This window comes from Hoeflea sp. CAU 1731 (genome assembly GCF_039888615.1).
Taxonomy (GTDB): domain Bacteria; phylum Pseudomonadota; class Alphaproteobacteria; order Rhizobiales; family Rhizobiaceae; genus Flavimaribacter.
The window spans coordinates 53,401-78,152 of the sequence record NZ_JBDQQS010000016.1; the positions used below are offsets into that span (position 1 = coordinate 53,401).

Below are 24,752 nucleotides of genomic sequence, written 5' to 3' on the forward strand. Positions count from 1 at the left end.
GGGGAAAGCGGTGTTCGGACTGGATCTGAAAATCTGGCTCATCATATTGCTCGTCGGCATAGCCGCGGGCTGCCTCGCCTACGCGTTCCTGTTTTCCAACATCGAAACAGAGACCAGGGTCGCCAACCGGATAAAACGAGTGAAAGCAGCCGAGACCGACTGGGACACGGTGGCTGTTACCCGCCAGAAGCTGAATGAAGCCGCCAAACGCCGCAAATCGATCCAGGAATCGTTGAAGACCCTCGAAGAAAAGCAGAAAAAGAATGCAAGTCAAAAATCGCCGTCCCTGAAGATGCAGATCCAGCAGGCCGGATGGAAGATCGGCGTTAGCCATTTCCATATCGTGAGCGTGGCTACGGGTCTTGCGGCAGGCGCCATGATGTTCGTCATGACGGGCAGGCCGTTGCTGGCGCTGGGCCTGGTTTTCGCCGCCGGGCTCGGTCTGCCGCGCTGGATCCTGTCCTTTGCCCGCAAGCGCAGGATGAAGGCGTTTCTTGATGAGTTTCCCAATGCGCTTGACGTCATGGTGCGCGCTATCAAGTCCGGCTTGCCCCTGAATGATTCACTGCATCTCATCGCCGCAGAAGCCCAGGAGCCCCTCAGGACGGAATTCCGGCGGATCGTCGAGGCCCAGCAATTCGGCATGAGCGTTCCCGAAGCCTGTGTTCGGTTGAACGCAAATATCCCCCTGCCGGAAACGAGCTTCTTCGGAATCGTCGTGACCATTCAGGCGCAGGCGGGCGGCAACCTGTCGGAGGCGCTGGGCAATCTGTCGCGCGTTCTGCGCGATCGCAAGAAGATGAAGGCGAAGGTCAACGCGCTCTCCATGGAAGCCAAGGCTTCGGCTGCTATCATCGGCAGCCTGCCTTTCATCATAGTCCTTCTCGTCTATCTCACGACGCCCGACTACATCATTACGCTGTTTACCGAACCGCGCGGAAACATCATTCTCGGCGCGTCTCTCGTCTGGATGACGATCGGGATTTTCGTGATGCGCAACATGACCAATTTCGAGATCTGATCCATGGTCGAGACGCTCTCCAATCCCACCTTCGTGATGGCGGTGCTCGTGAGCATCGCCGTCTTCGCGACTATCTTCACGCTTGTCATGCCGATATTCGACAAGAGCGATCTGAAGGCGCGCATGAACAGGGTCGCCCTTGAAAGGGACGAAATTCGCGCCCGCGAACGCGCCAGGCTGCACACGGAAAGAAACAACGCCCAGAAAGGTCTGCGCTACCAGAAAAACATGTCTGTCGGCAGACTGGTCGAACAGCTCAACCTGCGCCAGGCTCTGGTGGATGAAGCGACCGTCGGCAAACTGAGAATGGCCGGATACCGGTCGCCCAATGCGCTCAACATCTATCTGGTCGCGCGCTTTATCCTGCCGTTTCTTTTCGGCGGTTTCGCCGTCTTCTACATTTTCGGGTTGGATTTGCTCCAGCAATATTCGCTTCTGATGCGTTGCTGCATGTGTATCGGCGCTGCCTACGCCGGCTTCTACGCGCCGATCCTGTTCATCTCCAATCGCACGGCCAAGCGCCAGCAATCGATCCGCACCGCCTGGCCGGACGCCCTCGATCTGCTTCTTATCTGCGTCGAGTCAGGCGTTTCGATCGAGGCTGCCTTTCACAGGGTCGCGGAAGAAATCGCTATGCAGTCGCCGCCGCTGGGCGAAGAACTGGTGCTGACAACGGCAGAGCTCTCCTATCTGCAGGAGCGTCGCAAGGCTTATGAAAATCTCGGCGTCCGGACTGGTCTTGAGCCCGTCAAGTCCGTCACGCAGGCCCTGATCCAGGCCGAGCGCTATGGCACGCCGATCGCCCAGGCGTTGCGGGTGCTGGCGCAGGAAAGCCGCGACCATCGCATGACCGAAGCCGAGAAGAAGGCCGCCGCCCTGCCGCCAAAGCTGACGGTGCCGATGATCCTGTTCTTCCTGCCGGTCATTTTCGCCGTCATCATGGGACCGGCGCTAATGCAGGTCTACGACACGTTCTGAGCCCGACTGACGCCGCATGATTCGTTACGCGGACGCTGAGAGCCAAGGCGCCGCTGCAGAGCGTCTGCAACAGCTTCCCGGCGTCCGGCAAAAAAAGGAAGTTCAGTTGGTCTTTTTCTTGTCTTCGAGCTTCGCCCAGGCGTTCTGTTGCGCCAGCATGGTCCTGAGATAGGCCATATTCGCGTCCGCCTGTTCTCTCGACAATTCGGATTGCGCGATGCGCTGGGCCTCGTCGAACCGACCCTGAAGGCCGACGACGAGGGCGAGGTTCTGTCGTACGCGGCTGTCTGCGCCCGGACGGGCAACGGCTTGTTTCAGATAGGTTTCCGAAGTCCTGAGATCGCCTGTGAGCAGATAGGACATGCCAAGATTGGAGAGGATTGTCGGCTCGTCCGGCGCCAGGTCGAGCGCCTGGCGGTAAAGCCCGCGCGCCTGCTCGGTCTTGCCGAGCTGGTCGAGAATGGCGGCTTCCGCCGAGAGCAGCTTCCAGTCCGGCCGGTCCGGCGTCTGGGCCCGCTTGATCGTCGAAAGCGCTGCCTCGAGCTGTCCTGCGGCCGCCTGCGCCTTGCCGTAGCTGGCAAGCACGTCGCGGTCCGACGGATGCGCGATCGCCACCTGTTGCATGACTGCGAGCGCCTGTGAATCGCGTCCAACCATTCTGAGAACGGTTGCGTAATTGATGCCGGTCGCCTTGTCTTTCGGATCGGCTTTGTAGGCCGCAGCAAACTTGCTTTCCGCCTTTAGCAGCTCCGTTGCGTTCATCGTCGCAAGAGACGCCGAACTTCGGGCAATTGATCCGGTCGTCTGGCGGCTGACATTGTTGGCGCATCCGGATGCCAGCAGGGCGATGGCGAGTATGCCCGTCGAAACCCGCAGACCTGATGATAACGCCCCCCTCGATTTTGATTTCATGCCGTGTGTCCCCGTCTGGCAAAAGTGACCGCTGGCTGATCGGGACCCGGGCTCCGTTTTCCCTCCGGCGGCGATATCCCCGGCCGCCCGGTATTGCCCTGGCGATCCGATCCCGCCATTTGCATCCCGCTGCAGCGCCTGGAAGCGCAAATGTCGGACTCTTTCAGGCCAACAGCAGGAATATGTTTTTGTGGAGCTTAAAGATTTGACATTCGAAGCCGAGTTCAGGTCTTGTGGCGTTCAACTGTCGAATTTGCTCCATCAGCATTGAAAGACCGACAACGAAATCAATATTCTGTTAACCCTAACGGACCGTTAACGAGCACCTCGGATAACCCATGAACAGTTTCAGTTTTCAGGACGGCTCGGCGCCTTCCCTGCCCGTATATCTCGTCTCCCCCCGCGATCTCGAAAAGGCGTTGCCGTTGCCCGAGATGACCGAATGGGTGAAAGGATCGGGATTTTTAGCCGCAAGCGGCGAGATACTGCTTGTTCCGGGGCCAGACCGCACCATCGTCGGCGCGTTTTTTGGAACGGGAAACGGTCTTGAGGAAGACCCTCTGATCGCCGGCGCTCTGGCCAACGGATTGCCGAATGGCGTTTGGCGCATCGCCAATCCCGACCGCTTTGGCGAGCAGATCAGCCTTGGATTCGGTCTCGGCAGCTATCGCTTCGACGCCTACCGCAAGAAAAAGAGAGAGGGCGCGGTCGAACTCGTTTGTCCCGAAGGCGTTGATCGGGATCGCGCCGAAAGCATTGTTTCCGGCTGTTTTTTTGCGCGTGATCTCGTCAACACGCCGGTGAACGACATGGGGCCGGACGATCTGGAAAAGGCCGTTCGCGATCTGGCTCTTGACTGCTCCGCCTCCGTGGAGGTAATTGCCGGCGATGCGCTGCTTGCAAGCAATTTTCCGATGATCCACGCCGTCGGTCGGGCGAGCGCGCAGGCGCCGCGCCTGATCGACATGAGCTGGGGTAAGCCGGATGCGCCGAAGGTGACGCTGGTCGGCAAGGGCGTGTGCTTCGACACCGGCGGCCTGGACATCAAGCCGCCGTCCAGCATGCTTCTCATGAAGAAGGACATGGGGGGCGCCGCCAATGTTCTTGGACTGGCCAGGATGATCATGAAGGCCGGGCTCGATCTGCGTTTGCGGGTGCTTGTGCCGGCTGTCGAGAACTCCATAGCCGGCAATGCCTTCCGGCCTGGCGACATTCTGACCAGCCGGGTGGGCCTGACCGTCGAGATCGGCAACACCGATGCGGAAGGCCGGCTTGTGCTCGCAGACGCCATGGCGCTGGCCGACGAGGAAGAACCCGAGATCATGATTGACATGGCGACGCTGACCGGCGCCGCGCGGGTTGCGGTGGGAACGGACCTTGCTCCCTTCTTCTGCCATAGCGACAGCCTTGCGTCGGCGCTGCTTGAAGCCGCAGACAAGGCTTTCGACCCGCTCTGGCGCATGCCCCTGTTCAAACCCTATGACCGGATGCTGTCGTCGCCGATCGCGGACCTCAACAATGCGCCGGCGGGCGGGTTCGCGGGATCGATCACGGCGGCGTTGTTCCTCAACCGGTTCGTCCAGAAGGCGAAGGAGTGGGCGCATTTCGACATTTACGCCTGGAACCGCGCCGACAAGCCGCATGCGCCGGCAGGCGGCGAGGCGCAGGCGATTCGCGCGCTCTATACGATGCTGGAAGACCGCTACGGAAACTGATCGCTGCAGGTTTTGACCCGATGACGGCGAACTGATACGGTAGCGAAACGATTTCCGTATCTGATAGGTTTGCATGAGCGTACATCTGAGAGCGTCCGAAGCGCTCTATCTCTGGCGCAGCGCGATGCTGTCGATGGTCCGCAGTGACGGGCCGGATCTCACGCAACGTCAACTGACCATCCTTCTGCATGTCTATCTGGAGCCGCCGCCGCACACGGTGCGGGGACTTGCGGCGCTTCTTGGTGTCACGAAGCCGGTCATCACCCGGGCCCTCGATACGATGGGCGCCATGGGACTGGTGCATCGCACGAGAGACAAGGCCGACCGGCGCAACGTCGTCGTTCAACGCACTGTCGAAGGATCGGAATATATCGAGATGCTCGGGCGCATCATCGTCCGCGAGGGAGAGGAACTTGGTGTATGAGCGCAGCTCCGGACAAGCGGCTCAACGTATACCGAGCCGATCTGGCCGACAGCCGGCTTCGCAACGTTGTCGACGCCGCCGCCTATGTTACTGGCGCGCCCGCTGGGATCGTCGCCGCTGTCGCCAATATCCACGCCAGACCCGATCAGGCGTCGGAATGCGTGTCCCAGTCCCTCTACGGTGAAACGGTTCGCGTTTTCGAGAAAAAGGACGGGTGGCGGTGGATCCAGTGCGACGCCGATGGTTATGTCGGCTATGTCGAGGCTGAAGATGTGTCGGACAGCCAACCCAACCCAACCCATGTCGTTACAGTTCCGCGTACATTTCTCTATGACGGCGCCGATTTGCGCCACCGTGTCGAAATTCATCTCTCAATGGGAAGTCGACTAAAAATAACTGGGACAGCGGAAACCAGAGGCACGCGCTATGCGATAACGCATGACCGATTGGCCGTGATAGCCAGCCATGTTGCGCCGCTCGACCATCGAGAAGCGGACTACGTCGCTGTTGCGGACCGGTTTCTTGAGACGCCCTATCTCTGGGGTGGGCGATCGGGCTTCGGCCTCGACTGTTCGGGCCTGGTGCAGCTCGCCATGGCGATGGCGGGCCTCAAGGCGCCGCGCGACACCGACATGCAGGCCGCCGGCGTCGGCGACGCGGTCGATCCGGGGCGGGATTACAGCGCACTGCGCCGCGGCGATCTCGTATTCTGGAAAGGTCATGTGGCGATCATGCGCGACCGCGAGAGCATCCTGCATGCGAGCGGTCACACGATGGTGGTGACGGTGGAGCCGCTGGCCGCCGCCGTTTCACGCATAGCGCATCTCTATGGCCCGCCGACCGGTTTTCGTCGTCCGAAAATTCAGTAGTTCCTGCTTCGGTCGACGAGGTTCTTCAAGGGCTCGCCGGCGTCGTGGCGATCCATCTGTTCCAGCATGCCCGGCACGATTGCGCTTGCGACCGAGGTCGCCGCCGCATGCGGCGTGATGAAAATGCGCTCGTCCAGCCACAGAGGACTGTCCGGGGACAGGGGCTCGCCGTTGAAGACGTCGAGGCTCGCCGCTGACAGCAGTCCCCTGTCGAGCGCCGTCACGATATCCTCCTCGATCTGCTGACCGCCGCGCCCGGCGTTGATCAGGACAGGCGCGCCGTAGGGACCGCCTTTCTTGAGCTTTTCGAACAGCGGCAGCGCCAGAATGTGACGCGTCTCGTGGGTCAGCGGAAGCAGGCATACGATCATGTCGCTGATCTTCAGAAAATCATCGAGGCCGTCGTCGCCGGCGTATGACTGCACGCCCTCCATGGTCTTCCGGCTGCGCGACCATCCAGCAACCTGAAAGCCGAGGACGCGAAGCTTGCGGGCGGCGTCCTGCCCGAGAGCTCCAAGACCGAGAATGCCCACGGTGACGTCGGCCGCGATCGGCTGGTCGAGGTCCTCGCCCCACAGGCGTTGTGTCTGTTGACGCCGGTAGAGGTCGCCCTGCCTGTGATGGTCGAGAACGCGCCACACGACATATTCGCTCATGCGGTTGGTCAAATCCTCCGCCACGACGCGCACGATCGGCACGTCGGGAAGATCCGGATCGCGAAACAGGTGATCGACGCCGGCGCCGACGGAAAAGATCGCCTTGAGGTTGGGCAGAGACGCCAGCAGCCCCGGCTTTGGCGCCCATGCGACCGCGTAATCGATGGACGGGTCGCCTTGCTCGATAGGCGCGCGCACGACCTTTCGGTCTTTCGACGCGCTGCTCAGAAATGCGTGCCAGGAATCGCCCATCTCGCCTTTCATGGCGAGCAATATTGCCCCCTTGGTCTGCGTCACGCGATCCCCTTTGCGTCGTTCGTGCGGATTATTCGCTCACCACGCCTTCCGGCGCGGTTTCCAGATTGAAGGCAGCGGCCATCAGCGCCCTGGTGTAGTCGGTCTGCGGGTGATCGAAGATCTGATCGGACGGTCCCTGTTCGACGATCTTGCCATTGCGCATCACGATAACATTGTTCGCCAGCGCGCGAACCACCTTCAGGTCGTGGCTGATAAACAGATAGGCGAGATTATGCCTGGTCTGCAGCGTACGCAGCAGATCCACCACCTGGGCCTGCACGCTCATGTCGAGCGCCGAGGTCGGTTCGTCCAGCATCACGAAACGCGGGCTGAGCACCATGGCGCGGGCAATGGCGATGCGTTGGCGCTGGCCGCCGGAAAACTCGTGCGGATAACGCCACCGGGTCGCAGGATCCAGCCCCACTTCCTCGAGCGCTCCGACGACCTTGCGGTCGCGTGCGTCCGCATCGAGGCCCGGTTCGTGGATGCGCAGGCCTTCCGCGACGATCTCGGAGATAGACATGCGCGGGGACAGCGAGCCGAACGGATCCTGGAAGACGATCTGCATCTGGTCGCGCAGTGGCCGCATCTCGCGAAACGAGTAGCGCCCGATATCCTTGCCGACGAAACCGATCTGTCCCTCCGACGAGATCATGCGCGTCAGCGCGAGGCCAAGCGTCGTCTTTCCGGAACCCGACTCTCCGACGATGCCGAGCGTCTGGCCGGCCCGCAAGGTCAGGTCGATGCCGTCCACCGCCTTGACGTGATCGACGGTCCGTCTCAGCAACCCCTTCTTGATCGGAAACCAGACCTTGACCTGTTTGCCTTCGATGACGATCGGCGCCGCATCGTCCGTCTCCGGCGGCGCGCCGCTTGGTTCGGCAGCCAGGAGATGTTTCGTGTAGTCATGGGACGGAGCAGTGAACACGTCTTCCGTCACGCCTGATTCGACGATGCGGCCCCCGGTCATCACACAGACACGATCGCTGATCTTGCGGACGATCCCGAGATCGTGCGTGATGAACAGCATCGACATGCCGTATTCCTGTTTCAGCTCGTCGAGAAGCGCCAGGATCTGTGCCTGCACCGTTACGTCCAGAGCCGTTGTCGGTTCGTCGGCGATCAGCAGTTTCGGACGGTTGGCGAGCGCCATGGCGATCATCACGCGCTGGCGCTGCCCGCCGGAAAGCTGGTGCGGATAGGAGGCGAGGCGTTGTTCCGCGTCGCGTATGCCGACCTGCTCCAGCAGTTCAAGCGTCCGCGCTTTGGACGCTTTCTCGCCCATGCCCTGATGAAGTTTCAGAACCTCGCCGATCTGCTTTTCGACAGTGTGGAGCGGATTGAGGGACGTCATGGGCTCCTGGAAAATAATGCCGATCTGGTTGCCGCGCACCTGTCGCATGCGTTTCTCGCCGGCGCTCAGAAGATCGCCGCCCTCGAACATGATCTTGCCCGACGGATGGCTTGCCGCCGGATATTGCAGGAGCTTGAGCACAGACAGCGCCGTGACCGATTTGCCGGAGCCTGATTCACCGACCAGCGCGACCGTTTCCCCGTTTGCGATGTCGAAGGACACGCGGTCGACGGCGAGCGTCTCGTTGTCGCCCTGACGAAAGAGCACGGACAGATCGCGTATGGTGAGCAGCGGTTCGGTCAACTGAATGTCTTTCGCGGGTCGAAGGCGTCGCGCGTGGCTTCGCCGATGAAGATCAGCAGAGACAGCATCAGCGAAATAATGACGAAGGCCGTGATGCCCAGCCAGGGCGACTGCAGATTGTTCTTGCCCTGCGCGATCAGTTCACCGAGCGACGGCGAGCCGGGCGGCAGGCCGAGTCCGAGGAAGTCGAGCGACGTCAGAGTCGCGATGGATCCCGACAGGATGAAGGGCAGGAAGGTCAGCGTCGCCACCATGGCGTTGGGCAGCAGGTGGCGATAGATGATTGTCGCGTTGCCAACGCCCAGCGCCCGCGCCGCGTTCACATATTCGAAATTGCGGGCGCGGAGGAATTCAGCCCTCACGACGCTGACGAAGGCGACCCAGGAAAACAGCAGCATGATGCCGAGCAGCACCCAGAATCCCGGCGGGAGGATGGAAGCGATGATGATCAGCACATAGAGCACCGGCACGGCCGACCAGATTTCGATGAAGCGCTGGAACGTCAGATCGATCCAGCCGCCGAAGAAGCCCTGAATTGCGCCGAGCCACACGCCGACGACGGCGGAGAGCCCGGTCAGGATCAGACCGAACAGCACGGATATCCGAAACCCGTAGATGGCACGGGCCAGCACGTCGCGCGCCTGGTCGTCGGTGCCCAGCCAGTTGAGATTGCCGAGCGTGCAATCCGGGTCGTCACTGCCCTCCAGATAGGCGGAACAGCGCTGTTCCTTGTCCATCAGCCAGAAGGGCGGGGTGGGCGCCGAATGGGGCACCTCGGAATTGCGGGTGAGATAGGAATAGCGGATCGGCGGCCACAGGATCCAGCCATTGTCCGTTATTTCCTGGTTGATCATCGGATCGCGATAGGCGGTCACGGCGTAGAAGCCGCCGAATTTCTCTTCCGGATAGTCGACGAGGACCGGAACCAGGAGTTCGCCCTTGTACCAGGCGAGCAGCGGCTTGTCGTTGGCGATGAATTCCGCGAACAGGCTGAGCACGAACAGCACGAGGAAGATCCACAGCGACCAGTAGCCGCGTCGGTTGGAGCGGAAATTCTGCCATCTTCGTTTCGTGGTTGGCGAGAAGAACCCTTTCGGAGGGCCATCGAGCGCCTTGGTTTTGTCGACCGTCTGTTCCATGTCAGACGTCCCGCCGCTCGAAATCGATCCGTGGATCGATCCAGGTGTAGATCAGGTCCGAGACAAGGCCCACCACCAGCCCCATCAGAGAGAAGATGAACAGCGTCGCGAAAACAACCGGATAGTCGCGGTTGATCACAGACTTGTAGCCGAGCAGCCCGAGGCCATCGAGATTGAATATGGTCTCGATTAGCAGCGATCCGGAAAAGAAGGAGGAGATAAACGCCGCTGGAAAGCCGGCGATCACGATCAGCATGGCGTTGCGGAAGACATGACCGTAAAGAACCTGATTCTCTGTCAGTCCCTTGGCGCGCGCCGTCGTCACGTACTGTTTCCTGATTTCGTCGATGAAGGAATTCTTGGTCAGAAGCGTCGTTGTCGCAAAGGCCGCCAGTGAAAGCGCAAGCAGTGGCAATGTCAGGTGCCAGAAATAGTCGAGGATTTTTTCCCACCAGGAAAGGTCCGAAAAATTCTCCGACACGAGACCGCGCAGCGGAAACACGTCAAAGAACGAACCGCCGGCAAACAGCACGATCAGCAGTATGCCGAACAGGAAGCCGGGTATGGCGTAGGCGATGATGATCACGCCGGACGTCCATATGTCGAACCGCGACCCGTCCGTCACAGCCTTCTTGATCCCCAGCGGCACCGAGATGATGTAGGAAATGAGCAGGATCCAGATCCCCAGCGAGATGGAAACCGGTAGTTTCTCCTTGATCAGATCAATGACCGAAATATCGCGAAAGAAGCTCTCTCCGAAATCGAAGCGCATGAAATCCCACATCATTATGAAAAAGCGTTCCGTGGGCGGCTTGTCGAAGCCGAATTGTTTTTCGAGCTTTTTGATAAAGTCCGGATCGAGACCTTGCGCGCCCCGGTAGCTTGACGACGCGTCAGCGCCGCCCGCCGGCTGGTTCTGGAAATCGCCGCCGCCGGAAATTCTCTCGGTCGCGGAATTGCCCTGTCCGGAAAGGTCCGCCAGGATCTGCTCCACAGGCCCGCCGGGCGCAAATTGCACGACGAGGAAAGACAGGGCCATGATTCCGATCATCGTCGGAATGATCAGGAGCAGCCGTCGAACGATATAGGCGCCCATCAGCGCTTATCCTTGCCGGTTGCGAATGCCGTCATTCGATTCAATCTGTTCCCGTCCCGCTCTGGCTTCATCTGCCGATCGCACGCGCCTTTTCTTCGTCGAGCCACCACAGTGATTCGACAGGCCACCCGTAGTCCGGCTTTGTAACAGGGAATCCGAACATGTCCCAGAATGCAACCTTGTGGTCCGCCGAATACCAGTTCGGAATCCAGTCAAGCCGCGCTCTTTCGACACGATCGAGCGCGCGCATGGCTATCACCAGCTCTTCGCGGCTTTGGGCTTTGCCGACATGAGCGAGCAGATCGTCATAGACGCCGCTTTGTGCGCCCGGATAATTGTTTGAACCCTCGACGGCCGCAAAGGAATCGGAAAACATCGACGCCAGATTTTCCCGGGTCGGCGTGGCGCCCATTGACAAGGCAAGGCCCACCATGTCGAAATCGAACGTTTCGAGCCGCGACTGGAATTGCACCGGATCGACCAGTCGGACCGAGGTTTCGATGCCCACCCGACGCATGTTTTCCACCAGGCCAGACAAAACCCGCTCGAAGACTGGCGACCGGATCAGGATTTCCACCGACAGGGTCTCGCCATCCTTCTTCAATACCTGCCCGTCACGCGTCCAGCCCGCTTCGTCGAGAAGGGTCACAGCCTGCCGGAGCAGGGCGCGGTCGCGCCCGGATCCATCCGAAACGGGCTGCGTCACGGCTTCGCCGAAGGCGGCTTCCGGCAGCCTCTCTCTCAGCGGTTCGAGGATGGCAAGTTCTGCCTCCGTTGGCATGCCGGTCGCAACGAACTCGGACTTCTCGAACAGGGATTGCGACCGCTCATAGGCGTTGTAGAAGATCTTGTCGTTGGTCCACCGAAAGTCGAAGCAAAGATTGATCGCCTGCCTGACGCGCCAGTCGGAAAAGCGCGCGCGGCGCTGGTTAACCGGCCAGGCCTGCATCATTGGACGACGCTCGGCGGGAAAGGTTCGCTTGATCACGCGGCCCTGTGTGATGGCCGGAAAATTATATTCGGTCGCCCAGCTCTTGGAGGTGAACTCCTCGCGAAACTGGATCTCGCCCTTCTTGAACTGCTCGAAACCGGCCTGCCGGTCGGCGAAGAATTCGATGCGCAACGTGTCGAAATTGTTCTGGCCCCGGACAGTCGGCAGATCCCGGCCCCAGTAATCTTCGACGCGGCCATATTCGATGAAGCGGCCGGCGTCCACGCGCGACGGCCGATAGGCGCCGGAAGAGAGTGGAATGTCGAGCGTGCTGGAGTCGAAAGGACGGTCGGAGTAGTAGGCCTGCGACAGCACCGGCATTTCGACGGCGGCGAGGATCGCGTTTGCAGACTGGTCGCCGCTGAAACGTAGCTCCAATGTGCGCTCGTCGATATCGACGGCTTCGGTCATCTCCCGCAGCGTGATGACGATATTGGGATGACCCTCTTCCTTGAGTAGATTGTAACTGTAGGCCGCATCTGCGGCGGTCACCGGGGATCCGTCATGGAACCGGGCTTCCGGCCGCAATCCGAACCGCCAGACATTGCGGTCTTCGGAGACCTCGACCCATTCGGCCAGGTGGCAATATTGCGCGTCTGGTTCGTCGAGCGCTCGCACCATCAGACTGTCGAAGCACAGTTCCATGCGCGGCGGCGCATCGCCGCGCAGTATGAAGCTGTTCAGCGTATTGAATGTCTGGACGTTCTGGTTGTACTGCCAGTTCGGCGGCTGGAAATTGAAAATGCCGCCTTTTGGGGCCTGCGGGTCGACATAGTCGAAATGCGTGAAATCGGCCGGATATTTCAGGTCTCCGAAAGCCGAAATACCGTGCAGGCGTGTATTGCCCGGAACTTGCGCGAAGGCGAAACGCGCCGGCGTCAACATGCCGGCGGCGCCAAGCCCGGAGGTGAGAAGGAAAGTACGACGGTCCATAGCCGCCATCAGTCCGTCGCCTTCTTCGACCACCAGATCGAAGGAAAGCCGAGCGAATAGGTCGGCAGCGGTTCCGGAAAGGCCAGGAAACTCCAATAGGCCAGGCGCGCCTTTCTCAATGTGTAGGACGGAACGACATAGCGGCCGGCAAGCAGCACCCGGTCGAGCGCCTTCGCAGCGGCCACCAGCGTGTCGCGGTCTTCGGCGAAGACGATCTTTTCGATAAGCGCGTCGACGCCCGGATCGGAAATGCCGGCGTAGTTCGCCGAACCTTCCCGGTTCGCCGCAGCCGAGCCCCAATATTCCATCTGCTCATTGCCGGGCGACAGCGACTGGCCCCATCCGCTGTAGATCACATCGAAGTCCCGGCTGCGCTCGCGGTTTGTGTATTGCGCCGGATCGACGGAGCGCACCGTCGCCTCGACGCCGATCCGCTTCAGGTTCTGGGCGTAGGCCTGGGCGACGCTCTCGATAATCGGACCATTGAGCAGGATCTCGAAGCCGAAAGGCTCGCCGGTTTCGATGTTGACCATCTTGCCGTCGCGGATTTCATAGCCGGCTTCGCCGAACAGGCGAATGGCCTCGCGAAGATTTTTGCGCTGGTTGGCGCGGTCGCCGCCGACCGGGTTCTTGTATTCTTCGGTAAAGACCTCTTCGGGCACAAGGTCGCGCACCGATTCGAGTATTTCCAGTTCCTTTCCCTGAGGAAGGCCGCTGGAGGCAAGTTCGCTTCCGTAGAAATAGCTGCCGATGCGCTCATACTGATCGAAGAACTGGGTGCGATTGAGCTCCTCGAAATCGAAGACCTGGATCAGCGCTTCGCGCACGCGCGAATCCTTGAACTTGTCGCGCCGCAGATTGGGAATGAAACCGACCATGACGCCCGAGGACCGGTAGGGGTTCTCGAACATGTCGCGGACGATCCGCCCGTCCTCGACCGCGGCGAAATCGTAGCCATTGGCCCAGCGTTGCGCCCTGTTCTCGAGCCAGAAATCGACCTTTCCGGCCTTGAAGGCCTGAAATTCGGAATCCCTGCTTGTGAAATATTCGTATTGAAGCTTGTCGAAATTGTTGCTGCCTACATTGACCGGCAGATCCTTGCCCCAATAGTCCTCGACCCGCTCGAAGACCACCGTGGAGCCGGGCGATACGCTGGTGATCTTGTACGGTCCCGATCCCATCGGGATTTCGAGAGTGGTGCGCTCGATGGAGCGTTGCTCGCCCTTGTCGTTGATTCCTTCCCACCAGTGTTTCGGCAGAATAAGGAGCTGGCCGACAATCTGCGGAAGTTCCCGGTTGTTCTTTTCGTCGAAGGTGAAGGTGACGTCGCGCTCTCCGGTCTTCTCGGCGCCGGTGACATGCTGATAGTAGAAATGCCTCTGGGGATCGAGTTCGACGACCTTTTCGAAGCTCCAGATCACGTCCTCGGGCGTGACGGGTGTTCCGTCGTGCCAGCGCGCGCCCTCTCTCAGGCGATAGGTCGCCGAGGAATAGTCGTCGGGAAAGCTGACCGCCTCTGCAAGCAGTCCGTATTCTGAGTTGATCTCGTCCATGGACGAGGTCAACAGCGTTTCGAAAACGAGGCCGAGGCCTTCGGCGAGATCGCCCTTGGCGAGCAGCGGGTTGAACGTGTCGAACGTGTCATTGGCAGATACCCGCACCTCGCCGCCCTTCGGCGCATCCGGGTTGACGTAGTCGAAACGCTGGAAATCAGCTGGATATTTCGGCGTCCCGATCAGCGACGACGCATGACGCCACACCATGTCGTCGGCGACCGCGGCCGGGGGGAGGAGGTTGAGAACTGTGAAGCCGGCCACGATGCCGGCAAGGATGGCGGGACTGCGTCTGGATAGAGAACGAACCGTCACCGTGATCTCCCGTTGTGTGAGGCGTCATTGCTGTCGTTTAGTACATAAACAAAAGCAATAGTCGGTCAATGTATCGACCCATGAAGGTCAAATGTGACGAAGAACGGGCAAAAATTATGAACAATCGGTAAGGTTCGCCGATACGAAAAAGGCCGGGCGCGGGCCCGGCCTCATCGAGGATTGTTTTTTTTCAACGTCAGTTCGAAGATTCGGTTTCCGTTGCCGTCGGCTCCGCTGCTTCTTCTTCCAGCGCGTCGACATCGGTCGTCACGGCGTCGGCGCCCTCTGCGGCCGCCTCATCCAGCGTCTTGGATTCCTCGGCCTTTTCTTCCGCCGTTTCGGCAGGCGTCATTCCGGAGGAGCCGGACATGTCTTCGGCCGCGGTCGCATCGCTGGCGGCCTCCGGCGTGGCTGACGCTTCAGTCGCTTCCGGTGTCGTTTCGGCTTCCGCGGCCTCGGGCTCAGGCGTGGGGAGCGGCAGCAGTTCAGGCGCCTGTTCCCTCAAGTAAGCAATCACATTGGCGCGATCTTCCGGCTTTTTCAGGCCGGCGAAGCTCATCTTGGTGCCGCTGAGGAATTTCTTCGGATTGTCCAGGAACTCGCTGAGATTCTGGTACATCCAGTGGGTTTCGCCGCCAGCAGCGTATTCGACCATGGCCGGCGAATAGGCGAAGTCCGGGGCGCTGGCCACCGGTCGACCAAGCACATGCCACAGGTTGGGGCCGACCTTGTTGGCGCCGCCATCATCGACTGTGTGGCAGGACTGGCACTTCTTGAAAACATTGGCGCCGGCCTCGGCGCTGGCGCCCGCCATCAGGGTTGCGATCTGGAATGGACCCGCATCTTCCTTGCCACCGGCTTCCCCGCCCCCTTCGGTCACCTCGATCTCGAAGCCTTCCTTGACCGGTTCCCTGGTGTGGAAAATGGCGTCGGAAGCGATCGACACGGTCATGACAACGAAAACCACCGTGAGAAAAGCGCCGGCGATTGCGTTGAAATAAGAGCTGTTCATCTTCGGGGGCTCCATGTTATGCCGGTCCTTCCCCGAAACCGGCACAAGTCTCGATTTGGCGCGGAACCTATGTCTTTTGCCTTGCTGTTGCAACACTGTTTATAACCGCTCCAGAAAGTGACTTCCAGCCCGCGAAGCAGAACCGGTCCCCAGATGTCGTCCAGCAGCAATATTGTCCTGATTCCCGCGCGCATGTCCTCGACGCGGCTGCCTGGCAAGGTGCTCGCCGACATCGGTGGAAAACCGATGATCGTCCAGGTGGCCCTGCGCGCCCGCGAAGCCGCAATCGGCCCGGTTGCGATCGCGACCGACAGCCGCGAGGTGGCGGACGCCGCACGACGCGAAGGCTTTGAGGCGATCCTTACCCGGCCCGATCATCCATCCGGATCGGATCGTGTTTTCGAGGCCCTGCAAGCCCTTGATCCTGATGGAAAAATAGAAACAATTGTGAACGTCCAGGGCGATCTCCCCACGGTGCGTCCGGAGACGATTCGCGCGGCTTTCGCGCCTCTCGAAAATCTGCAGACAGATATTGCAACCGTTGCAGCGGTGATTTCGGAGGCGGAAGAAAAAACCAATCCGAACGTCGTCAAGGTGGTCGGGTCTCCGCTGTCGGAGAAAAGGCTGAGGGCTCTGTACTTTACCCGCGCAACCGCGCCTCACGGCGACGGGCCGCTCTACCACCACATTGGCCTTTACGCCTGGCGCCGCGACGCTTTGTCCCGGTTCGTCTCGTTACCGCGATCGACGCTCGAAACGCGGGAATCGCTCGAACAACTTCGCGCGCTTGAGGCCGGAATGCGCATCGACGTGGAAATCGTCGGCGAGGTTCCGCTGGGAGTCGACACCGGGCCCGATCTGGAGCGCGCGCGGCAAATTCTTGCCGATCCTCACGCGTTCGGCTAAAGCGCAGACATAATACGACAAACAATCAGGGCAGGAAAATGAACAGGATCTCGTTTCAGGGTGAATACGGCGCCAATTCGGACATGGCTTGCCGCGACATGTTCGCCGAGATGGATCCAATGCCCTGCCGGACTTTCGAGGACGCCTTCAACGCCGTGAAAAGCGGCGAGGCGCAACTCGCGATGATCCCGATCGAGAACACCATCGCGGGCCGCGTCGCGGATATCCACCACCTGCTGCCGGAATCAGGACTGCACATCGTCGGCGAATACTTCATGCCCATCCATTTCCAGTTGATGGTGGTCCCGGGCGGGAAGATCGAGGACATCAAGACGGTTCACAGCCATATCCATGCGCTCGGCCAGTGCCGCAAGATCATGCGCGAAAATGGCTGGCAGCCGGTTGTCGCCGGCGACACTGCGGGCGCGGCGCGCCTTGTCGCCGAAAAGGGAGATCCGTCCATGGCGGCGCTTGCGCCGCTTCTGGCCAGGGACATGTACGGCCTCGATATCCTGATGGAAAACGTCGAGGACACCGACGACAACGTCACCCGGTTCGTCATCCTGTCGGCGGAAAGCGTCATGGCGCCGCGCGAGCGCGACGAGGACCTCATCGTCACGACGTTCATCTTCAACGTGCGCAACCTTCCGGCGGCGCTCTACAAGGCGATGGGCGGTTTCGCCACCAATGGCGTCAACATGACGAAGCTTGAAAGCTATCAGCTGGAAGGGCGATTCACCGCGACCCAGTTCTACGCCGATATTGAGGGCCATCCCGATGATCTGAACGTGTCGCGGGCGCTCGAGGAACTGGGTTTCTTTTCCACAAAGGTGAGGGTGCTCGGCGCCTACAAGGCGCATCCTTTCCGCTACGAGCAGGACCGCAACGGTTAAAGCCGCGTGCGCGCCCGCATCGCGGCCGACAGCGTGCCCTCGTCGAGATAGTCGAGTTCGCCGCCCACCGGAACGCCGTGCGCCAGTCGTGTGACGGAAAGATCAAGGCCTTCAAGCTGATCGGTGATGTAGTGGGCGGTCGTCTGGCCTTCCACCGTCGCGTTGACGGCGATGATGATCTCCTTGACGTCGCCGCCTGAAGCCCGCTCCACCAGCGCCTTGATGTTGAGATCGTCGGGACCGACGCCGTCGAGCGGTGACAGCGTGCCGCCAAGCACGTGGTAGAGCGCGTTCAGCGCGCCAGCCCGTTCCAGGGCCCAGAGATCGGCGACATCCTCGACCACGACGATCACGCTGCGATCGCGCCGCGGGTCGGTGCAGATCGTGCAGGGGTCGCTGGTGTCGACATTGCCGCAGGTCGAACAGACGCCGACATGATCGTAGGCCTCGCGCATTGCGTCGCCGAGTGGGCCCAGCAACTGGTCCTTCTTCTTGATCAGGTGCAGGGCGGCGCGGCGCGCCGAGCGCGGCCCGAGCCCCGGCACCTTGGCCAGCAGCTGGATAAGTTTTTCGATCTCGGGTCCGGCGACGCTTTTGCTCATACCTGCCTTTCTAGCCTGATTCGAGACGAATGGCAGCGCAGGAGTTGGCGGAAGACCGGTGGCGTTTGCCGGCCGGCCACACTATGTGTGATCAGGATTTTGAATGATGCGCAAAGCATCGATGGGATGAAAAGATGACGAAAACACTCAAGGTCGCCGTCCAGATGGACCATGTCTCAACGATCCAGATTGCGGGCGATTCGACCTTTGCCATGTGTCTGGAAGCCCAGCAGCGCGGCTATGAGCTGTTCCATTACACGCCGTCGCAGCTGTCGCTGTTCGACGGCAAGACCATCGCCACGATGGAGCCCATGACCCTGCAGGACAGAGAAGGCGATCACTACACCCTCGGCGAACCGCGCCGCGTCGAGCTCGCCGCCATGGATGTGGTGCTGCTGCGTCAGGATCCGCCCTTCGACATGTCCTACATCACCTCGACGCATCTGCTCGAGCGCGTTCATCCCGAAACGCTGGTGGTCAACGATCCGGCCTGGGTGCGCAATTCTCCGGAAAAGATCTTCGTGACCGAGTTTCCGGACCTCATGCCAAAGACACTGATTACAGCCGATCCGAAGGAGATTGTCGCCTTCCGCAAGGAAATGGGCGATATTATCATCAAGCCCCTCTACGGAAATGGCGGCGCCGGCATCTTCCATCTGAAGAACGACGACCGCAACCTCTCTTCGCTGCTGGAACTGTTTGCCGAGATGTATCGCGAACCGCTGATCGCGCAGCAATATCTTCCGGCGGTGAGACAAGGCGACAAGCGCATCATCCTCATCGATGGCGAGCCGGTCGGTGCAATCAATCGCGTGCCGTCCGAAACCGATTCGCGATCCAACATGCATGTCGGCGGCCGCGCCGAACCGTCTGAGCTCACGCAACGCGAGGAGGAGATTTGCGCCCGTATCGGCCCGTCCTTGCGCGAACGCGGTTTCCTCTTCGTCGGCATCGACGTGATCGGCGACTGCATGACGGAAATCAACGTGACCTCGCCGACCGGCATTCGCGAGGTGAAAAAATTTGGCGGGGCCGATATCGCCGCCCTGTTGTGGGACGCCATCGAAGCGAAAGTCGCTGTTTGACGTACAAATGGAACGCGCCGCAAAAGCGGCGCGAACAGTGAGTTAAAACTCGGGCGTTTTTGACTACTGGACGACGGGTCCGCTGCGAACACGCGGACGTTCCGGCAGGTCAAGCTCCTCGTCCGGTGCGCCGGGCGTTGCGAAATCGAAGGCCTTGTACAGGCGCACGCCGAAGACATGCGAGCCGACGCTGTCCTCGTCCACATAGGCGTAGCCGAGCGTCAGATCGAGACCATTGTCGAACTCGTAACCGCCGGAAAGCTGGACGAAGGATGTGTCCTCCGAACCGCCGCCATCGAGATTGATGTCGCGAAGCGCGCCGGCGAGTTCGCCATGCCAGGAGCCATTGCTGAGTTCCAGACCGGCGGTGAAGTAGGTTCCGTCATCGAGCGTGCCGCCGATATTGTTGAAATAGGCCACTTCCCCGGTGACGTTCATGGTGACGCCGTTGGCGTATTCGTTTTCGTAAGCCAGACCGAAAACATAACCGGTCTGGTCGGCGACATCGCCGATTCCTGCGGAAAGATAGGTAAAACCGAGATTGTAGCTGAGGCCGGGCAGCGCCGTCATCTCCTCGCCGCTGAGGGCGACTGCGTAATTGTTGAACCTTTCGGTATTGGCCGACCCGCCGTCGGACAGCGAGACGCGGCCGCGATTCGTAATCAGCGATTCGGACAGCACCGTCGTATCGGCGAAGAAGGTGTTGGCGGCGAGCGTGTGGGTGCCGGCGTCGCCCAGTTCGAAGTCATAGGCAAAGCCCAGTGCGATCATCTCGGTGATCTCGTAATCCTCGGCCAGCGAGGTGCCGTAAAGACCGGGCGTGTTGTCCCACGCCTGTCCGAACTCGGGACCGTATTTACCGGCGAGCAGCGACAGCCCACCGACATCGGCTTGCAGATGGATTGTATCCATATAGAGCCCGACATCTTCGAAATAGCTGTCCTCTTCCGGATCCTCGAGCTGCTCCATGGTCAGGCCGACAACGACCTTGAAATACTCGTTCAGACCGAGTTCGGCGACGAACCCGATTGTCGGATAGAGATTGTTGAATTCGGCGTCGGGATCGTCGGAATTAAAGACGAGGTCGTTTTCCAGTTCCACTTCCAGTTCGGCGATGATGAATGGATAGCTGACGGTCTGGACAGCGGGAGCGGTGACAATCTCCACCTCCGTCAGATCGGCTGCGATCGCCTGCCCGCCGAATGTGGCTGCGCCAACGAGCGCCAACATCGCGACCACCGGCTTGACGGGGCTTAAGAGCGTCGACCCGATCAGGTTGCGCGTGTTGAAATTCGAGTCCCTCATAGACCTCTCCTGTCCGATTGTCGGGATATTCTGATAATGCAAATCATTCTCATCCGCACTGTACTGTTTGCAGAATTGGAGATCAAGCTTTAATGAGAATGCGACTCAAATGCATTTGACGCCAATTCGTGTCTGGCGCCGGCCGAGTGCTCAGGATGTCGTATCCCCCAAGATCCCCTTGTGTGACCGTGCCGAAACCGCAGGCTTCAAATAATGATACGTAATAACATAACGTATCTTCTACGACAGGCTCTGTCCATCGGTATTTCATTAGCCGGTTGACAATTTTCGGGTAAAGCGGCCGCACAGTCGCCATTAGCGAATGCTAATTTTCTAGAAGTGCTTTAGCGGAGTGTCAATTGCAAACATGACAAAAATTATCATGATAAATGCGACCGTATGTCGCTTGCGCTGAGACCCTGTCGCCCGTGTCAGGAAGAGGTTTCCAGCCAATCGCGGATCAGGTGATGCGCGATTGCTCCCGGCGGCGGTGAATTGAGGGTCCCGCTTCCCACCCGTCGCGAGAGAATCTCGGCCGTTTCTTCCCGATTGAACCAGCGGCAGTCTTCCAGTTCCCGCGTATCGGCCACGATGCGGTCGCTGAGCGCTTCTCCGTAGCAGCCGATCATCAGCGAATGCGGCATCGGCCAGGGTTGCGACGCATGATAGCGTACGGCGCCGATCCGGATGCCCGATTCCTCCAGGGTTTCGCGCCGAACCGCTTCCTCGATTGTTTCGCCCGGCTCCAGAAAGCCGGCAAGGCAGGAAAACATGCCCGGCGCAAAATGCGGGCTGCGGCCAAGCAGGCAGCGATCCGTCTTTTCGTCGATGGCCAACATGATGACGACCGGATCGGTCCGCGGAAACATCTGGTTGCCGCAGGAGGGGCATTCGCGCCGATAGCCGCCGGCGCGCGGTTGTGTCTTTTCGCCGCAACGTCCGCAAAAGCGGTGCGACATCGTCCAGGCGAGGAGGCTCGCGCCTTGTGCGAGTTCCCCGAGTTCGCTCCCGCGGACGAGACCCTGCATGTAGATCGAGCGATGATCGATGGCTTTGATTGTGTCCGGGAGGTCATCCGGATCCCGCTTCACCGGAACCGCCAGCCGCGGCGCGCCGGAGTCTGTATAGCCAAGCACAACGGCGTTTTCGAAATCCGGCGAAAGCGCGTCCAGATCGGCGATGTCGTGAAGCGCGTCGAAACCCTCTCCATTCATCGCCAGATAGGCCCGGCCGCTGCGCATGGCGAAGGCCATGGCCCCGGCAGTGGCGAGCGCCTCTTCGAGCACGCCGTCGTCGCGATGTTCCGAACGACGTTCCAGCCGGTTTCCTGCAAAGGCGACGAAACTGCTCGGTTCCGGCCCGTTCCCGTTAAAAAGCGACAATGTTTCTTTTCCTAAAGTGCGTCCACGATGGCGGCTTTCAACCCGTCGGCTTCTCCACGATCATAGGGGATAGCCGTTCCAACGCCCCAGACCGGTTTCGGCCAGGCCGCGTCGTCGGTTCTGCGCGCGATCACATGAAAATGGAGCTGGCGGACCTGATTGCCAAGCGCGGCGACGTTGATTTTAGCGCAGCCCGTAACCTGCTTGAGCGCGCGGGCTATTTCGCAGGTTTCGAATGTCAGGAGAGTCTGGTCGAGTGGCGTCAGGTGGTAGATCTCCTCGGCTTCCGGTCTCTGCGGGATCAAAAGCAACCAGGGCCAGCGACTGTCGTTCATCAGCCGCAACTGGCAAAGACCCAGTTTCGAGACGAGCATGCTGTCGGCTTCCAGCACCCGATCCAGCTTGAATGCACTCATACAGTTTCCACCCCGGTTTCTTCTTCTGGCGAACCAGTTGCCGTAGCGTAACAGTTTTTTCTGCGATTGGCTTGCATTTCTGCGCCCGATTGACGATATGGGACGCGGGAGGTTGGTGGTGGACGAGCCACTCGCCAACCGGGTCAGGTCCGGAAGGAAGCAGCCCTAACGAGCCAGGCACGGGTCGCCGTGCCAGCCTCCCACCCACCTTGATATCCACAGAATGCCCGGTCCTCCACCCCGGCGCCGCCTTTGCGCCGTGATCGCAGTCCGCCGCTATTGACTTGGCGCCGCCCGCAGGGCGATGCTTTCTCCATGCGGACGTAACGCAATATCCGGAGCGGATTTTGCTCCGGCGCCGCCTTTCGTATTGATTGCACGCGCCGCAATCCGTTATGTCGGGCGGAACCGTCCGGGGAGCATTGATGAACGACGTCACGCAGGGTTATCGCGTACTGGCCAGAAAGTACCGTCCGCGGGATTTTGGCGACCTCATCGGCCAGGCGCCGATGGTGCGCACCCTGACGAACGCTTTCGAAACGGATCGCATCGCCCAGGCCTACATGTTGACCGGCGTGCGCGGCGTCGGCAAGACGACGACGGCGCGCATTCTCGCCCGCGCCCTGAACTACCGGACCGAGACCATTGATCGACCGACCGTCGACTTGAGCGAAACCGGCGAGCATTGCGAAGCGATCATGGCGGGCAGCCATGTCGACGTCATAGAAATGGACGCGGCGTCCCACACCGGCATCGACGACATTCGGGAAATAATCGAGCAGGTTCGCTACAGGCCGGTCTCCGCGCGCTACAAGGTCTACATCATCGACGAGGTGCATATGCTATCGACGCAGGCCTTCAACGGTCTGCTGAAAACGCTGGAAGAGCCGCCTGAACACGTGAAGTTCATCTTCGCGACGACCGAGATCCGCAAGGTGCCCATCACGGTGCTGTCGCGTTGCCAGCGCTTCGACCTGCGCCGTATCGAGGCGGCCGAACTGATCGATCATTTCCGCTCCGTCGCCGGCAAGGAAGGCGTCGCCATCGACGACGAATCGCTCGCCATGATCGCGCGTGCGGCGGAGGGTTCGGTGCGCGACGGCCTGTCGCTGCTCGACCAGGCGATCGCCCATGGCGGCGGCGCGATAGAGGCCGAGACGGTGCGCGGCATGCTTGGCCTCGCAGACCGGACCCGGATCGTCGACCTGTTCGAACAGGTCGTCGGCGGCGCCGTGGCGGATACGCTGGGCACCTTCCGCGATCTCTACGATTCCGGCGCCAATCCGGTCGTCGTCCTGACTGACCTGGCCGATTTCACCCATCTCGTCATCCGGTTGAAATTCGTCGCCGGCGCGGCCGACGATCCTGCCCTCAACGAAGTCGAGCGCAAACGCGGCGCCGAGTTCGCTGGAAAACTATCCGTGCCGGTTCTGTCGCGTCAGTGGCAGATGCTGCTCAAGGGCATCGCCGAGACGGAGCAGTCGAACCGCCCGGTCAGCGCTTGCGAAATGGTGCTCATCCGGTTGACCCACGCCGCCAACCTGCCTTCGCCGGAAGAGGCGGCGCGCAGCCTGGACAAGGCGGTTTCGAACGCTGCGCCGTCTCCAGGCGGACCTGCCCCGTCGGGAACGTCGTCCTCTGCGCCGGTCTCAACGTCGGCCGTGTCTGTGGAGGCGCCCGTGTCCACGACGGTTCCAGGCAATGGCGAGCCGGTCGCGCTGCGGCGCGTCAACGGCGACGCTGATCCGCGGCCGGAGCCCGCGTCGCTGGAAACCGCCGAAGCCGCGCCGGAAGTGGCGATCGCCTCCTTGTCCGAACTGGCGGAACTCGCAGGCAGCCACCGCGACCTGAAACTCAAGGCGATGATCCGCCGCTATCTGCGGCCCGTACGCATCGAGCCCGGCCGGCTGGAAATCGCACTGCATGACGATACGCCGCGCGCCTTCATCGGCGAGCTCGACGGACGGCTGAAGGAATGGACCGGACGACGCTGGATCATCTCGATCAGCCGCGAACCCGGCGGGCAGACGCTGGAAGAGATCGATTCCGAACGCCACGACAAGCGGGTGCGCGACGCCGGCGAAGATCCGGATGTCGCCGCAATCCTCGCGCAGTTTCCCGGCGCCCGGATCCGCGACGTGCGAATCCGCGTTGACGAACAGGACGAATTGCCTTCAGAGCATCAAAGCGAGGAAGGAGACATCCTTCCCGAGGCGTTCGAAGAAGACTGAGACATGACACCAATCTAATGGAGACAAGCAATGCGCGACCTCATGGGAATGATGGGCAAGGTCAAGGAAATGCAGGAGAAGATGGCCGGTCTCCAGGAGCAGTTCGAGTCGATGCAGGTTGAGGGAACATCCGGCGGAGGCCTGGTCACCGTCACCCTGAACGGCAAGGGCGTCATGTCGGCGCTGAAGATCGATCCGTCGCTCATCAAGGATGACGAGGCGGAAATACTCGAAGACCTGATCCTTGCAGCCCACAATGACGCCAAGTCGAAAGTCGAGGCGGCGGTTCAGGAAAAGACCCAGGAACTCACCGCCGGCCTGCCGATCCCGCCCGGCTTCAAGCTGCCGTTCTGATCCCGGTATC

Annotated in this window: 22 protein-coding genes and 1 other RNA gene; 11 read left to right on the plus strand and 12 right to left on the minus strand. The window is 60.5% G+C overall.

Annotation, left to right across the window (positions count from 1 at the left end; translation table 11 throughout):
- Window positions 1-10: 10 nt before the first annotated feature.
- Window positions 11-1,021 (plus strand): type II secretion system F family protein, encoded by a 1,011-nt coding sequence (locus AAFN47_RS21925; RefSeq protein ID WP_499811462.1) that lies wholly within the window; start codon window positions 11-13, stop codon window positions 1,019-1,021.
- Between the two features lie 3 nt (window positions 1,022-1,024).
- Window positions 1,025-1,999: a type II secretion system F family protein gene (locus tag AAFN47_RS21930; RefSeq protein ID WP_499811399.1), complete on the plus strand. Its 975-nt coding sequence runs from the start codon at window positions 1,025-1,027 to the stop codon at window positions 1,997-1,999.
- Between the two features lie 102 nt (window positions 2,000-2,101).
- Here the strand turns inward: AAFN47_RS21930 and AAFN47_RS21935 are convergent, their stop codons facing one another.
- A complete protein-coding gene (locus tag AAFN47_RS21935) occupies window positions 2,102-2,911 on the minus strand; it encodes a tetratricopeptide repeat protein (RefSeq protein WP_499811400.1) in 810 nt (269 codons plus the stop codon).
- Window positions 2,912-3,249: 338 nt separating this feature from the next.
- On the opposite strand from AAFN47_RS21935, the gene AAFN47_RS21940 reads away from it, so the two are divergent.
- The 3 genes from AAFN47_RS21940 (at window position 3,250) to AAFN47_RS21950 (ending at window position 5,919) form a co-directional block, all read left to right on the plus strand.
- Window positions 3,250-4,626, plus strand: coding sequence for a leucyl aminopeptidase family protein (locus AAFN47_RS21940; protein WP_499811401.1), 1,377 nt, complete (start codon window positions 3,250-3,252; stop codon window positions 4,624-4,626).
- A gap of 73 nt (window positions 4,627-4,699) precedes the next feature.
- The gene (locus AAFN47_RS21945) at window positions 4,700-5,050 is read left to right on the plus strand and encodes a MarR family winged helix-turn-helix transcriptional regulator (protein WP_499811402.1); all 351 of its coding nucleotides are present in this window, start codon (window positions 4,700-4,702) and stop codon (window positions 5,048-5,050) included.
- Complete coding sequence (locus AAFN47_RS21950; RefSeq protein WP_499811403.1) at window positions 5,047-5,919, plus strand: C40 family peptidase; 873 nt, start codon at window positions 5,047-5,049, stop codon at window positions 5,917-5,919. Before AAFN47_RS21945 ends, AAFN47_RS21950 begins: the two co-directional genes overlap by 4 nt.
- Here the strand turns inward: AAFN47_RS21950 and AAFN47_RS21955 are convergent.
- The 7 genes from AAFN47_RS21955 to AAFN47_RS21985 form a co-directional block, all read right to left on the minus strand.
- The gene (locus AAFN47_RS21955) at window positions 5,913-6,872 is read right to left on the minus strand and encodes a 2-hydroxyacid dehydrogenase (protein ID WP_499811404.1); all 960 of its coding nucleotides are present in this window, start codon (window positions 6,870-6,872) and stop codon (window positions 5,913-5,915) included. The genes AAFN47_RS21950 and AAFN47_RS21955 overlap by 7 nt on opposite strands.
- Before the next feature lie 28 nt (window positions 6,873-6,900).
- Complete coding sequence (locus AAFN47_RS21960) at window positions 6,901-8,529, minus strand: ABC transporter ATP-binding protein (protein ID WP_499811405.1); 1,629 nt, start codon at window positions 8,527-8,529, stop codon at window positions 6,901-6,903.
- Window positions 8,526-9,668 (minus strand): ABC transporter permease, encoded by a 1,143-nt coding sequence (locus AAFN47_RS21965; protein ID WP_499811406.1) that lies wholly within the window; start codon window positions 9,666-9,668, stop codon window positions 8,526-8,528. Before AAFN47_RS21965 ends, AAFN47_RS21960 begins: the two co-directional genes overlap by 4 nt.
- A gap of 1 nt (window position 9,669) precedes the next feature.
- On the minus strand, window positions 9,670-10,764 hold the full coding sequence (locus tag AAFN47_RS21970) for a microcin C ABC transporter permease YejB (protein WP_499811407.1): 1,095 nt from the start codon (window positions 10,762-10,764) through the stop codon (window positions 9,670-9,672).
- A 67-nt stretch (window positions 10,765-10,831) separates the two neighbouring features.
- On the minus strand, window positions 10,832-12,697 hold the full coding sequence (locus AAFN47_RS21975) for an extracellular solute-binding protein (protein ID WP_499811408.1): 1,866 nt from the start codon (window positions 12,695-12,697) through the stop codon (window positions 10,832-10,834).
- Complete coding sequence (locus tag AAFN47_RS21980; protein ID WP_499811409.1) at window positions 12,697-14,556, minus strand: extracellular solute-binding protein; 1,860 nt, start codon at window positions 14,554-14,556, stop codon at window positions 12,697-12,699. Before AAFN47_RS21980 ends, AAFN47_RS21975 begins: the two co-directional genes overlap by 1 nt.
- Before the next feature lie 196 nt (window positions 14,557-14,752).
- Window positions 14,753-15,568, minus strand: coding sequence for a c-type cytochrome (locus AAFN47_RS21985; protein WP_499811410.1), 816 nt, complete (start codon window positions 15,566-15,568; stop codon window positions 14,753-14,755).
- Window positions 15,569-15,721: 153 nt separating this feature from the next.
- Between AAFN47_RS21985 and AAFN47_RS21990 the strand changes: the two genes are divergently transcribed.
- Together AAFN47_RS21990 and AAFN47_RS21995 are read left to right on the plus strand one after the other, a co-directional pair.
- On the plus strand, window positions 15,722-16,474 hold the full coding sequence (locus AAFN47_RS21990; protein WP_499811411.1) for a 3-deoxy-manno-octulosonate cytidylyltransferase: 753 nt from the start codon (window positions 15,722-15,724) through the stop codon (window positions 16,472-16,474).
- A 38-nt stretch (window positions 16,475-16,512) separates the two neighbouring features.
- The gene (locus AAFN47_RS21995) at window positions 16,513-17,367 is read left to right on the plus strand and encodes a prephenate dehydratase (protein ID WP_499811412.1); all 855 of its coding nucleotides are present in this window, start codon (window positions 16,513-16,515) and stop codon (window positions 17,365-17,367) included.
- On the opposite strand, the gene recR is transcribed toward AAFN47_RS21995, so the two are convergent.
- Entirely contained in the window at window positions 17,364-17,969 is a 606-nt protein-coding gene (recR, locus tag AAFN47_RS22000; protein ID WP_499811413.1) for a recombination mediator RecR, read from the minus strand. The genes AAFN47_RS21995 and recR overlap by 4 nt on opposite strands.
- Window positions 17,970-18,103: 134 nt before the next feature.
- Between recR and gshB the strand changes: the two genes are divergently transcribed.
- Window positions 18,104-19,054, plus strand: coding sequence for a glutathione synthase (gene gshB / locus AAFN47_RS22005; protein ID WP_499811414.1), 951 nt, complete (start codon window positions 18,104-18,106; stop codon window positions 19,052-19,054).
- Between the two features lie 63 nt (window positions 19,055-19,117).
- On the opposite strand, the gene AAFN47_RS22010 is transcribed toward gshB, so the two are convergent.
- The 3 genes from AAFN47_RS22010 to AAFN47_RS22020 all read right to left on the minus strand — a co-directional run bounded on the left by AAFN47_RS22010 (window position 19,118) and on the right by AAFN47_RS22020 (window position 22,157).
- On the minus strand, window positions 19,118-20,359 hold the full coding sequence (locus AAFN47_RS22010; RefSeq protein ID WP_499811415.1) for a hypothetical protein: 1,242 nt from the start codon (window positions 20,357-20,359) through the stop codon (window positions 19,118-19,120).
- A gap of 431 nt (window positions 20,360-20,790) precedes the next feature.
- Window positions 20,791-21,741: an NAD(+) diphosphatase gene (gene nudC / locus AAFN47_RS22015; protein ID WP_499811416.1), complete on the minus strand. Its 951-nt coding sequence runs from the start codon at window positions 21,739-21,741 to the stop codon at window positions 20,791-20,793.
- An 11-nt stretch (window positions 21,742-21,752) separates the two neighbouring features.
- The gene (locus AAFN47_RS22020; protein ID WP_499811417.1) at window positions 21,753-22,157 is read right to left on the minus strand and encodes an HIT domain-containing protein; all 405 of its coding nucleotides are present in this window, start codon (window positions 22,155-22,157) and stop codon (window positions 21,753-21,755) included.
- 107 nt (window positions 22,158-22,264) lie between these two features.
- Between AAFN47_RS22020 and ffs the strand changes: the two genes are divergently transcribed.
- The 3 genes from ffs to AAFN47_RS22035 all read left to right on the plus strand — a co-directional run bounded on the left by ffs (window position 22,265) and on the right by AAFN47_RS22035 (window position 24,742).
- An RNA gene (gene ffs / locus AAFN47_RS22025) (signal recognition particle sRNA small type) lies at window positions 22,265-22,361 on the plus strand.
- A 191-nt stretch (window positions 22,362-22,552) separates the two neighbouring features.
- On the plus strand, window positions 22,553-24,388 hold the full coding sequence (locus AAFN47_RS22030) for a DNA polymerase III subunit gamma/tau (RefSeq protein WP_499811418.1): 1,836 nt from the start codon (window positions 22,553-22,555) through the stop codon (window positions 24,386-24,388).
- A gap of 30 nt (window positions 24,389-24,418) precedes the next feature.
- Window positions 24,419-24,742, plus strand: a complete 324-nt coding sequence (locus AAFN47_RS22035) for a YbaB/EbfC family nucleoid-associated protein (RefSeq protein ID WP_499811419.1) — start codon at window positions 24,419-24,421, stop codon at window positions 24,740-24,742.
- Window positions 24,743-24,752 lie beyond the last annotated feature (10 nt).